13 protein-coding genes and 2 pseudogenes are annotated in these 12210 nt (G+C 36.7%); 2 read left to right on the top strand and 13 right to left on the bottom strand.

The genetic code is table 11. The annotated features are described in order from the left end of the window. Positions 1–214: 214 nt before the first annotated feature. Entirely contained in the window at positions 215–889 is a 675-nt protein-coding gene (gene yeiL / locus ACJROX_RS07150) for a transcriptional regulator YeiL (protein ID WP_408010056.1), read from the bottom strand. A 79-nt stretch (positions 890–968) separates the two neighbouring features. Between yeiL and ACJROX_RS07145 the strand changes: the two genes are divergently transcribed. Beyond that, the gene (locus tag ACJROX_RS07145; RefSeq protein ID WP_408010055.1) at positions 969–2144 is read left to right on the top strand and encodes an MFS transporter; all 1176 of its coding nucleotides are present in this window, start codon (positions 969–971) and stop codon (positions 2142–2144) included. A 395-nt stretch (positions 2145–2539) separates the two neighbouring features. Here the strand turns inward: ACJROX_RS07145 and ACJROX_RS07140 are convergent, their stop codons facing one another. From ACJROX_RS07140 to ACJROX_RS07115, 6 genes are all read right to left on the bottom strand, one after another. Next, positions 2540–3118 (bottom strand): class I SAM-dependent methyltransferase, encoded by a 579-nt coding sequence (locus ACJROX_RS07140; protein WP_408010054.1) that lies wholly within the window; start codon positions 3116–3118, stop codon positions 2540–2542. 47 nt (positions 3119–3165) lie between these two features. After that, on the bottom strand, positions 3166–4065 hold the full coding sequence (locus tag ACJROX_RS07135) for an NAD(P)/FAD-dependent oxidoreductase (protein ID WP_408010053.1): 900 nt from the start codon (positions 4063–4065) through the stop codon (positions 3166–3168). A 13-nt stretch (positions 4066–4078) separates the two neighbouring features. Continuing rightward, on the bottom strand, positions 4079–4507 hold the full coding sequence (locus ACJROX_RS07130) for an Rrf2 family transcriptional regulator (RefSeq protein WP_408010052.1): 429 nt from the start codon (positions 4505–4507) through the stop codon (positions 4079–4081). A gap of 420 nt (positions 4508–4927) precedes the next feature. Beyond that, positions 4928–5530: a TetR/AcrR family transcriptional regulator gene (locus tag ACJROX_RS07125; RefSeq protein ID WP_408010051.1), complete on the bottom strand. Its 603-nt coding sequence runs from the start codon at positions 5528–5530 to the stop codon at positions 4928–4930. 19 nt (positions 5531–5549) lie between these two features. Further along, positions 5550–6233 carry an ABC transporter ATP-binding protein gene (locus ACJROX_RS07120; protein ID WP_408010050.1) on the bottom strand — a complete coding sequence of 228 codons (684 nt, stop codon included), beginning with the start codon at positions 6231–6233 and terminating at the stop codon, positions 5550–5552. 26 nt (positions 6234–6259) lie between these two features. Then, positions 6260–7372 carry an ABC transporter permease gene (locus ACJROX_RS07115; RefSeq protein WP_408010049.1) on the bottom strand — a complete coding sequence of 371 codons (1113 nt, stop codon included), beginning with the start codon at positions 7370–7372 and terminating at the stop codon, positions 6260–6262. Between the two features lie 274 nt (positions 7373–7646). On the opposite strand from ACJROX_RS07115, the gene ACJROX_RS07110 reads away from it, so the two are divergent. After that, positions 7647–8836, top strand: a protein-coding gene (locus ACJROX_RS07110; protein WP_408010048.1) for an IS3 family transposase whose coding sequence is annotated in 2 segments (ribosomal slippage) — positions 7647–7947 and positions 7947–8836 — 1191 coding nt in all. Because the reading frame shifts where the segments join, the coding sequence is not laid out codon by codon here. Positions 8837–8902: 66 nt separating this feature from the next. On the opposite strand, the gene ACJROX_RS07105 is transcribed toward ACJROX_RS07110, so the two are convergent. The 6 genes and pseudogenes from ACJROX_RS07105 to ACJROX_RS07080 form a co-directional block, all read right to left on the bottom strand. Next, positions 8903–9397 carry an SRPBCC domain-containing protein gene (locus ACJROX_RS07105; RefSeq protein WP_408010047.1) on the bottom strand — a complete coding sequence of 165 codons (495 nt, stop codon included), beginning with the start codon at positions 9395–9397 and terminating at the stop codon, positions 8903–8905. A gap of 64 nt (positions 9398–9461) precedes the next feature. After that, positions 9462–9791 (bottom strand): ArsR/SmtB family transcription factor, encoded by a 330-nt coding sequence (locus ACJROX_RS07100; RefSeq protein WP_408010046.1) that lies wholly within the window; start codon positions 9789–9791, stop codon positions 9462–9464. 207 nt (positions 9792–9998) lie between these two features. After that, a pseudogene (locus tag ACJROX_RS07095) lies at positions 9999–10224 on the bottom strand (IS5/IS1182 family transposase); the annotation flags it as partial. A 116-nt stretch (positions 10225–10340) separates the two neighbouring features. After that, positions 10341–10711: pseudogene (locus ACJROX_RS07090) on the bottom strand (iron chaperone). A gap of 349 nt (positions 10712–11060) precedes the next feature. Continuing rightward, positions 11061–11789: an MOSC domain-containing protein gene (locus tag ACJROX_RS07085; protein WP_408010045.1), complete on the bottom strand. Its 729-nt coding sequence runs from the start codon at positions 11787–11789 to the stop codon at positions 11061–11063. Between the two features lie 114 nt (positions 11790–11903). Beyond that, on the bottom strand, positions 11904–12050 hold the full coding sequence (locus ACJROX_RS07080; RefSeq protein WP_408010044.1) for a hypothetical protein: 147 nt from the start codon (positions 12048–12050) through the stop codon (positions 11904–11906). Positions 12051–12210 lie beyond the last annotated feature (160 nt).

The raw sequence follows: 12210 nt of genomic DNA, 5'->3' as shown, positions 1-12210 counted from the left end.
CAATTGCACCCTTTACTTGATAAGAAAACATTATTCTAATTCATTAAATGGATAAAAGACTTCTTTTAATACCAATTATTTCAAATATATTGATCTAACTCAATCACTAATTTAATAAGAAAAAGACTTATCCTATTTTGGATAAGCCCCTGATTGCTGAAGATAAAAATTAATTATCTTTCTAATTTAGCTACGAAATTTATTAAAACGCAAGTCAGTTTATATTCCTCAACTTCCCAGCAAGTTTATAAAGTTGATCGTGCTGCTGAATACGATAGTGACGTCCTTCTTTTTGCAAATACCCTTTATCGCAAAATTGTGCAAGTACATGTAATAAATGTCGATATGAAACGCCTAAAAAATCACAAACAGTTACGTGCTTCTCCTTATAGACCCCTTCATCAGCAGTTTGCAAAATAAATTCCGCAAGCCGGTTTTCAAGAGGAAAGGCGAGACTTTGCGAATACTTTGTAGCCACTTTTGTTGCTTTCTGACTTAAAAACTTGGTTAGTTCACGGAGAAATGTCGTATCTTCTAGCATTTGTTCGCGAAAATGATGATAAGGGAGTGCAAAGCAAATGGTCTTAGTAGAAGTTTGAATCCCTTTTGTATAGTACACCTCATTTAATAATTCCATTTCCCCAATATAATCATACGCATTGATAAAATCAATTAAGGAAACTTTCCCATTTTGATGCGTTACATAAATTTTTGCTTTTCCTTCAATTACATAAAATAAGAAATTCGGTCGCATGCCTTCTTGAATAACCCACTCATCGCGTTTATATTCATGTACTTGTATAAACTCTTCAATTGGAAAAGTAAATAAATGCGCAATTGAGTATTTATCCAAATAATGTTGCCTTTTCTCATTTTTATAAATTTTCATAATCACCTCAATAATATGAGATATCTCATATTATTATACATGTCTCCATGATATCATTCAAACAATGGAGGGGTACAGCATGAATACACAACGGTGGATGAGTACACAGTTTTTTTGTTTTTATATGACATGGGGTGTTTTTCTACCCTATTGGACTGGATGGATGGTTTATACAAAAGGGATTACAGTTTCACAAGCTAGTCTGATTATGAGCTTAGGTTTGATTGCAAGAGGACTTTCTACATTGGTTGCGTTTCCCTATTTATCGGGGAAATTCAGTAGTAAGACCTTATTAAATTGGATGACAATCGGTACGCTGATTGCCATTCTGGGTTGTATTTCAGCTAGTTCCTTTCTTAGCTTACTTGTGGTAACGTTTCTATTACATTTCTTTTACCCAACGCTGATGCCTGCTTTAGATAGCGCGGCTGGCGTCCTTATACAAAGTAAACAATTAAGACATTACGGAAAGAGCCGTTCTTGGGGATCCATCGGATTTGTTGTAGCCGGCATTATCTTAACCGTCTTTACAAGTGCGCTTGGGGATAAAGTGATTTCATGGGCGCTGTTACTCGGCACATTGGTATTCATGGGTCTTGGTTTTATGCGTGCCCCGTTTGTTTTATCTGAAAAACCGCAAGCGGAAGATCAAATTAAAAAAGACGGAATGCTGGAATTATTTCGCGTCAAACACTTTGGTTCGGTTCTCCTTATCGTGATTTTACTGCAAGCTGCGCACGCTTCTTATTACAACTATGGCTATATATTTTTACAAGAAATCCAAGCACCGAAATATGCAATTGGTGTGATTATTAATATTGCCGTAATCGCAGAGATTATTTTCTTCTTAATCGCAGATAGGATATTTCATAAATTTTCAGTAGGCTCCTTACTTACAATGGCAGCACTTGGTTCATCTTTACGTTGGATATTAGTATTCGCCTTTCCAAGTGTTATTGTTTTCAGTTTTGCTCAAACGTTACATGCATTTTCATTTGCAATGGGACATTATGCCTTTATGAAATACTTAATCAAAAATATCCCACATGTACAGATTCCGAAAGCACAAGGCATATATTCTGCGCTGGCACTTAGCTGGGGTACTGCGGCTTTCACGATTTTTGGAGGTTATCTATACGCAATCGAGCCTAGATATGCCTTTATCGGAATGATTATATGTACCATCCCTTCGATGCTGGTTGCGCTTGTTTATAGGAAAAATGAACATAAAAAGGAAGCTGCAGTTACCTTATAAGTATGAGTCAATCATACAGTGGTGTGAGATAAGTATCATAAGTGACAGGAATAAGTTCAAGAACCCTTGAACAAGGGTTCTTGAACTTATTTGAATTTTTGTTTGTTCAATATATTTATGTAAATTGTCGTAGCGTCTTCTTCCGCTATCCTACCTTTTTTGAAACCCTTCATTACTCAAACAATCTGACCCTTTTCCTAAGTACAAAGGCAATCACTCTATGCAGCAATCGATCCCTTTCCGTATTCATTCCATTATCTGTTGCAACCTTAAGTTATATATGTAAGTGTGAAATTAACAACCACTTAATTTCACACTTACGAATCAAATACATTCAAGATTCTTAATGTCTATAATTAGAGCAAAAATAAAGACCATTCAAGGGCTTAATTTGGTTATTGAGCTATTAAAACATAGATAGACTCTGTTGGATAAAGCTTCTTACTTACTTTAAATCCTGCTTTGTTTAATTCTTGCTCCATTTTGGTTGAGGATATTCTTGGATGATTGTGATTTGGATTTTGCTCATCTTCTAGTTCAACACATGCAAAGTAACCATTTGCTTTAAGCACTTGATTGATCAGCTGTAATGTCTCAGATAAAGGTTTTATTTCATGAAGGACTAACGAAGCCAACACAATATCAATAGAATTGTCTGATAAAGGTAAGTCCTTCATTTCTCCTTGAATGGTTCGAATATTTTCAAGTCCCTCATTTATCGCTTTAGAATTAGCAATTTGCAAAATATTTGGATCTATATCCAGTGCGTATACCATCCCGTCAGTTATTTTAGCAGCCGGTATCGTTAAGAAACCCGTTCCTGCCCCTATATCTAAAATATTATCGGTACTATTAATAGGGAGTAACTTCAATAGACTTTCTGGAGAGAACTGCTCTCTTCGTCTCCTACTGTCTAAAAACCCTACCTTTTTTCTGAAATTGTCCATATGATTTGGCTTACAATTCTTTTTCATATAATCCTCCTTTTCAGGCTGAAAATGAGTGGAATGGAATAGCTTCTTTAGAAGGTTTCCTCAACCAAGGCTGCATTGACTCCTATTGCGGCTTTGCTACCTTCCGCGGCTGCAATAATTAATTGAGAAGGGGCAATTATGGAGGTATCGCCACATGCAAACACTCCTTCAACATTGGTACGTCCTATGCCATCCGTATTGATTGCGCCTTGATTGTTTAATTTACACCCTAGTACTTCGCCAATGGATGAGCCTTGTTCCATTTCCGGTACGACAAATCCTCCTTCACGCGAAATGGTTGTTCCCTCTTCAAATGAGATGCTTTTCAAATAACCATTCTTACCAATAAGGGAAGAGATCTTTTGTTCGTAAATTTTAATTCCTTTCTCTTTCAAAATCTCCTTTTCATTAATGGATAAAGATTGGCTTCCATTAGTACAAACAATTAGGTCATTGGACCAGTTATATACAACCTTGGCCATATGAAAAGCCCGAGAGTTTTCCGCAATCACGGCTAAGGGGCGATCTTTTAATTCCCACCCATCACAGAAGGGACAACTAAATATACTGGTCCCATAAAAATGATTGATACGATTTATATCCGGTAACTTTTCTTTAAGTCCAGTCGCTAAGACAACTTTCTTGGCTTTATAAACCTCCCCAACCTCAGTTCCGATTGTAAATAATTTCCCTTTCTTAGTTACATCTATCACTCTTTGCTTCCTGATTTTAACATCTGGATATTTACTTAGCTCTTCGCGAGCAATTCGTCTTAACTCTGTGGCATTTATTCCATCTCTCGTTATGAACCCATGTGATTCATTTGTTACGGAATTTCTAGGTTTATCATCATCAAATAATACTGTGTTTCGCCTAGATCTTCCAAGAACTAGAGAAGCATTTAATCCAGCAGGACCTCCTCCAATTACGGCACAATCTAATATCATTCCATCATCTCCCTTAATTTGCTTTTCCTTTTATATTGTTAATACATTTTTCTTCCATCTTATTTGCAATATCGATGAGAAATTTGTTAGCGAGATCGTCTTTCATGTTTTGTTCAGCCTCTATCATCACGTTTTCAATCATGCAACCTTCATTATGATCCATGGAGCAATTAAATAAATTGGACTCTCCTTCAATTGTTTTGATTACATCTAAGAATGAAATTTCATCTTTCGCTTTAGAAACCTTATAACCTCCTTTAACCCCTGGCGTTGATTCAATTAACCCACCTTTAGCAAGTTTAGTTAATATTTTTGACAGGTAAGTTGGAGAAAGATCTTGCATTTCTGCCAAGCTTTGAACACCTATCGTCCTGCTTTTTGGTAAGGTAATTAAATACACCATTGTGTGTAATGCGTAGTTAGTGGCTTTTGAGTACTTCATAATTTCCTCCTTATTTATAACATTAAAGATATTAAAGACTTATATTGTCTGTAATTGATTTTCAGCTTATCACCCCGTATTAAATGTGTCAATGAGGATGCTCTAATAATCACATCTTTAAACATAAAAGTGGCGATTATCTTTAATTAGATAATCGCCACCGTTTTTTGAAGAAAAAATGGGCTATTAAATGAACCATTGTAATCAGATAGAGTTCCGTCATTTCTTATTTTAATTATTAGCCATTTAAAGATAACCTTTTATCGATTTACTCCTTAATCCTTGTCTGCGATCACACAGGTTCCTTTACCTGTGTAAACAGTAAAATTCCTCCTTTATTTTCACAACAGGACTTTATCTTTCTTTATCATTTCCTCACTAAAATCAACAGTTTTATATAATTTCGGATTGAATCAGATCCTAATATGCTTTGAAGATTCTCAAAATATGTTCCACATCAGGTGTTGGCATTATTTCTTTACCTTGAAGTTGTTGCATCGCAATCCCTTGAATTACTGCAAAGTATAAAGCAGCTAATTTAACTGGATCTTTTTGTACAATTTCTCCTGATTTTTGACCAGCTTTAATAATCGGTAAAATTCCTTCTAGTGCATTGGGTGATTTATCTTTAATTATTGATTTAATTTGTTCAGGTACTGCATCAGAAGTAAAAGCTTGGATAGTAATTAGGTTGTAGTAAGCACCGTCTTCTGGCATTTCCTTTAAGATCATTTCGGTCATCCATTTAATTTTTCCTAAAGGTGATAATTTTTGTTGTGAGGCATAGTCTACAACCATTTTTGAACCTTCTAATGCCCTTTTAACGAGCGTTAAAAAAACTTCATCTTTTGAACTAAAATAATGATAAACCAAACCATGACTTAAACCAGCTTCTGATGTAATGTCACTTATTTTGGTAGCAGCAAGCCCACGTTTGGCAAAAACTTTAAGAGCAGACTGTAAAATCTGTTCTCTACGTTCATCTCTTAATTGTTTATTTTGTTCTTCGTTTCTCGGAGACATGATAAAACCCTTTCTACTATTATTGTTCTACTGGTTGGTAATCATTTAGTTGACCATCACGTATATAGACAACACGACTTACCCTTTCGGAAAGCTCGGGATCATGAGTGACAATTAAAATCGTGTGTCCGTCAGAATGCAGTTTTTCAAGAAGATCTATAATGATTTTCCCGTTTTCACTGTCAAGATTTCCGGTCGGCTCATCTGCCAAAATGAGATCCGGATGATTAGCTAATGCTCTTGCAATGGCGACTCTTTGTCGTTGTCCGCCCGATAGCTTCGAAGGCATGTGTTCCAATCGGTCCAATAAATTGACTTTTCCTAGAAGTTGCTTTGCTTTCTCATTCGCTTCTTTTCGACTGATTCCTGCGAGCTTCATCGGTAGTGCCACATTTTCTATTGCAGATAAGGAAGGGATCAGATTAAACGTCTGAAAAATGAAGCCTATACGTCTTAATCGTAAGTCAGTCTTTTGTTTTGGATTAAGTTTACTATAGTTCTTCCCTTTGAAGATGATTTCACCGTCGGTTGGTGAATCCATAGCTCCGATAAGGTGCAGCAAGCTAGATTTTCCGCTTCCCGACGGACCCATTAAGGCAATGAATTCCCCTTCTTTTACATTTAAATCAATGCCTCGAACAGCATGAACGGCAGTGTCTCCATGACCGTAAGTTTTCCATAAGTTTTTAACATTTATAATCACGATAATAATCCTCCCCGAACTTTGTATTACTCATATCGCAAACTTTCCAGGGGATTGACCCTTTGCGCAGTCCATGCTGGCCAAAGAGCTGCCAACAGTCCAACCAGAACGGATACTGAAATCGTCTCCAACCATCTTTCCGGATCCATTATCCATGCATCAAACATGAAATGGTTAATGATTGCAGAAACAGGCAGTGCAAGAATACCGCCTGACAAACAGTAAGTAAGACTTTCGGCTAAAATAGTACAAATAATGACCCTTCTGGACGCACCAATAGCTTTTAAGGTACCAATTTCTTTTTTTCTCTCAAAAATAGACATGACCATCACAATGGTAACAACGACAATAGCGATGAAAATCGTGGTGTAATTGGTCATGGCGAAAAATGCGCGCATCTTTTCCAGTATTTTTTCTGCATTATCCGCCAAGTCTTCAGAAACGGATCCCGTCAAGTCAGGGTAATTTGCGTTGATTTGTTCTGCCAAGCTTTTCACTTCATCGGCCTTAGCAGCCTTCAACATCATCGCACTGACCAAATTGGGTCGATTGAATAAATTTTGTGCGGTTTCTAGGGGGAGTAGAATCGAGCCGTCAATGAGGCTGTTCGATTCAGGCAATATCCCTGATACCATAAATGTTTTTCCCCTTAATGTGATGCTGTCGCCAATGCCCGCTCCGAAGTGTTCAGATGCATTTACCCCGATGATTACATCCGTACCTCCTGTAAGTTGATGTTCTCCATCTACTTCAATATCACCGATAAAGGCCGACTCTTTTCCAGGCTCGATCCCCACACCTAAAACGGCAGGAGGCAATCCGGGACCAAGGGGAGGGACAATAGCTTGAAACAATATCGCACTGCTGTGAGAAGGATCGATATCATACTCTTTGTGGATTTGACGGGCAATATGCTCCTCGAACACTGTGTTTGCAGGAGGAAAGTTAATTCCTTCAGCCTTGTTTTTAACAACGACACTTCCAGCCATCAAAGAAACTTGTTCTTGTATATCATTATCGAAAGCATCCATAATTCCAGACATAATGACATAAAGCTGAATGGCTGTCATTATACCGAGAATAGTTAAAATAGAGCGCGTCTTTTTAAAAATTACATTTCTATATGCTAATTTCCACATTCAATTTCCCCTTTTTTGATTGACTTTTCAATCAATATAAATTTTATTTTAGTTTAAATATATTGTCAATGTGATAAATTACTTTAACCTTTTTGAATAAATGAGTATTCAGATTATCGTGTGGATTTATTAAATAACTTTTGGATTAACTTGAATTAAAAGGTTTAAACTGGTTCTACCTACATAAAAGAAAAAACACCGCTAGTGTTATTATCCCCTTGAAGTAGACAGTGAAAAAACACCATTTTACACTTCTACTTGGAGTGGATTTTGTATGGCTAAAAAAGGGCAAGTATTTAAGAAATATACTAAAGAAATAAAACAACAAGCTGTTTCATTGTATGAGGAGGGCTGTCTGAGTTATAAGGATGTTGCCCAACAATTAGGTATCCGTAATAGCACACAAGTGAAGGCTTGGGTGAAAAAGGTACGTAATGGAGAGTCACTAAATGAAGGTAGAGGGTCTAGATCTCATGGTCCAAACCCAATGAAAGGACGTCTTCGTAAGAACTTTAACAGTGTAGAAGAAGAGAGAGATTACCTTAAGGCACAGGTGGACTACTTAAAAAAGCGTTATCCCAATCTACACGGGGAGGGATCATCCCAAAAGTAAAACGTTTTAAAGTAATTCATCAATTAAAGAAACGCTATCCTATAACTTGGTTAGTAGAAATAGCTAAAGTTTCAAGGCAAGGCTATTACAAGTGGAAAGATAGTCGTGAAAAACGCCAAGGGCGTATGGAACAAGACGCAGATGTAAAAGAACACTTGATAGCTATTCACCGAAAATATCCCTTCTATGGTAAGCCTAGACTTAAGGTTGCTCTTAGAAAGAAGGGCTTTCAAGTTAATCATAAAAAGGTGTATAGACTCATGAAAGAATTGGAGATCAAATCGACTATACGAAAAAAGAGAACATATTTTGGTCAGCAACCTTCGGTAGTTTATCCAAACCGACTAAAGAGAGAATTTAAAGTGGATAAACCGAACAAAGTTTACGTAACGGACATTACATACATTCGAGTAGGAGATCGATTCTATCACTTTTCTGCGATCCAAGATTTATTTAACAATGAAATTGTAGCTTGGGAGTTGTCGCATCGAAATGACTTACCTCTTGTCATCAATACATTAGCGTCTCTAAAAAAAGAAAGAGACGTGAGAGGAGCCATGATCCATTCAGATCAAGGGTTCCAATACACGTCTAAACACTACAGTAACCACATTGAGAACATGAGCATGGTCGGCAGCCACTCTCGCAAAGGAAACTGCATCGACAATGCTTGTATTGAGTCGTTCTTTTCACATCTCAAAGTGGAAACCTCTTATTTCACTCAGTGTAAAACAGCTGAAGAACTCAAGCAAACACTTGAAGAATACATTAACTTTTACAACCACAAACGATTCCAAAAACGATTAAACCAGTGTGCTCCAATAGAGTATCGGTCCACACTGGCTGCATAGTTTTTTCTCTACTGTCCACTTGACAGGGGTAAGTCCATAGTCGGTGTTTTTCCGTTAAAACATATATTAATTGTGTACCTTTGACAGATAATCGGCTAATTGATCGAAGGTTCCTTCAAACCCCTTTTGTACCATCTCTTGTGATTCCTCGAAGGTCTTGACTTCTTCCTCAGTAGGGGAGACCGGAACACCAATCATTGTAAGTGTTGTTTTGCCATCATGCTCGATGAACGTCAATGTATTCTGAATTTCTAATGGCCAGTTAGCGTTAAATGGAGCGCGTACGATATTACCTTCCTCGTCAGAAAATGAATTGGTATAAACAAGTTTCTCAGGAGATTCAATTTCATTAAAAACAAATTTTCCCCACATAACGTTGCCATCTTGAGACTTCTGGCTGTAATGGAAGACACCATCCGGGCGGAGTTCTAATTTAGTAACATCAAGTGTCCATCCTTTTGGACCCCACCAGTTTAAAAGGTGTTCCTTTTCGGTAAAAGCTTTAAACACAAGCTCACGTGGAGCATCGAAAGTACGAGTGATTTCAATTTTCGCAGACATCTTAATACCTCCAAAAGATTATTTTTTCCATAGACCAAGTCGATCAATAAAATACTTTTGTTGCTTATGTTTCACTTCTCTTTTTCTTTTGCAACTCCTGCAAATAACGATCTAAACTATCCAATTGTTCTTCCCATAGTTCACGGTATTGGTCCAACCAAGAATTTAATTCTTTGAAAGGCTCCGACCGTAGCTTGTATATGCGGCGATTGGTTTCAGCATAAAATTCCACTATTCCTGCTTCATATAGCACGCGCAGATGTTTTGACGCTTGTGGCTGTCGTATGTGAAGCCGATCCGCAATTTCCCCTACAGTAAGAGAACCGTCACGAAGTAATTCAACAATGCGTAATCTACTGGGTTCGGCAAGAGCGCTTAGAATTTTAGTATTCATTTTTCATTTTAACACCAACCTTTTTTTGTATTTCTTCGTTAACTACAATATACCTTAATCGGAATATTCCTGTCAAGGAATATTTAAAAGTTTTTAGTGATTTTCCATACCGAAATAAAAGGTCAGAGGACATTCACCTTTAAATCATGGTGTTTTACGTCCTCTGATTGAATAAAAAATTTTTTGAGTCGGTTAGTTACTTGAATTACCGTAAAAGTAGCCAATAAACATCATTTTGAAAAGAATGAGGGGATCAAGAGAAGGGCGTCCGTTATCTTCTGAATAGTAAGTAAGGTCGGACTCGTTCTAGGATAAAGGAAAAATCGATGTACTGATCAATCTTTCGAAGAAGATGCTCTTGAGGAACGAGGTCTTCAATGGAGACAAATTCAACTTCATTCTGAGTAGTGCTTCTTGTATGGAACAATCGAATTACCGCCTTATTAGTTTCCTATATTATAAAAAAGAAACTAAATCAGGATGCCGAGAGACTTTCACGACAACCTGGAAGAATCTGATAAATCAGACCTTTTTTCCTTTCTCTATTTTTTATTTCCGCCAAAAAGTTGAACAGTCTGCCTTATCCAAAATATTAAACTCGATCATTTTCTCAAGTAATGAGAAATCAACCGGACTATCCCACTGAATACGTACCAACTGCTTGCTGTGATCATAGCCAGCCTGTACAATTTCATCAGAAAAATGATTAATCCCTGCCCTTTCAGGGGCAACAGCCAAATGATGTTTGGCTATGCTAAAGCCAATAATAAATGTCCTATGATCGGTAAACATAGGCTGATTCCACACAATTTTTGGCACTAAATTTGGGAATTTCTTAGTTACCCAACCCAAAACTTCTTCCGTTCGGGCTGATGTTGCGGGTTGTCAATATGCGCTAAATATTCTGCAAAAACGTCCATGTTGTGCCCTCCTAAAATAAAAATTATGTCTTCAGAGAATTTCCTCAAACCTATTCCTCATTAAAACTCCTTACAGAACCGCACGGACATATATATTTTTTCATAACGCACCTCAAAAGTTTTAATTTCACCTGGTTATTCAATTGATGCCTCCCTCTTTTAACCTTCTCTATATATTCCATTTTTGCCCCCCGGAACAATGAACGCATTTAAATAACCTTGATTTACGCCCTTTTATGGAATAACCTAAACATGGTTTAAGTCCTAAAATCACTTAATTCTTCTGTTATTTAAGATTTCCGTTAGTCATAAGAGGGGTCATTTGGTTTAGGGGAGATTTCGCAAAATATTAATCAAGAAGAAGGACTTCGTCACCCACATGAATTTTACCTGTTTTTATCACAGAAGTATAAACGCCAAAATGATTATTTCTTTCTTTTACAACCTTTTTAAGCAAAGTAGAATCTCGTTCTGCATTATCAGGATTAACAGTAATAATCATGCACCTTTCACAATGCCTTTTTAATTGAATTTCCACTTCTCTCCCTATTTTCATTCGTCTACCAAACCATTTTTCTTCTATAAATGGAATTTTTTCCTTTAATGATATTAGTAAATTAGGACGAAAACGTCGATAATTGACCTCTGTTTTCCCCCATATTTCCTTCAATTTATCTAATGAAGCATCAGTTACTAGTTGAATGTGTTCTTCTTCAATCGCCCCTAAAGGTACATGCGAAGGGGTATATTTAACAAGAGAAATATTCCGTTTCGATTTGTTTTCTATTTCTTTAGTTAGGTCTTCATCCCCCAAATCAACAACCTTACCTTCAGGTGTCATAATTTCGACTTTAGGATATTCCTCCATTAACTCTTTTCCTACAAATCTTGCTTTATATCGAACCATTTCTGGGAATTGTGTTATTGTTAAAAACTTCCCTTGTCTTGTTTCATCTAAAAAAGCATGGCTACGGTCTCCATACAAACCATATTCCATTATTTTAGTTTTTTGTACACTCTCTCCATGAAAAGATTTCACAGGATGGCGAACAATCTCCTTGATATGACCGATAAACATTTCATCCACACCTAGTCTAATTTTTTCCTACTAAAAATATTCTTCAAACAAAAAAAGGAACCTCTTCCTAATGAGGAAAGGGCTCCCTAACAGAACAATTTATTTAAAAGATGTTTATTCTAGAGGTGTTAGTTCTTCGATTTTAACTAAGTCAACTTTAAATGGATCTGAATCCTTACTTATTTCACACCAACCATCATCATATATCCATAGAATCATATAGATTTCAGATTCATATAACACCTTTGTACCTTTTTTCATTTAAGCCCCCTTATGTTCTGCAGGGAGCCCATCTACAATTACAACAAGCCTTAAATAGACACTCAAGAGGTAAATTATTCCGTTTCCCCTCTATCTTCTTTACTAACACTCCAATCGTAAGGTAAAAAAGAGTCTTCTCCACTTCCATTCGGAAAGGACT

The sequence above is a fragment of the Pseudalkalibacillus sp. A8 genome, from assembly GCF_045920555.1.
In the GTDB taxonomy this organism is placed as follows: Bacteria; Bacillota; Bacilli; order Bacillales; family Fictibacillaceae; genus Pseudalkalibacillus.
This window is presented reverse-complemented; position numbering and strand designations above follow the sequence as displayed.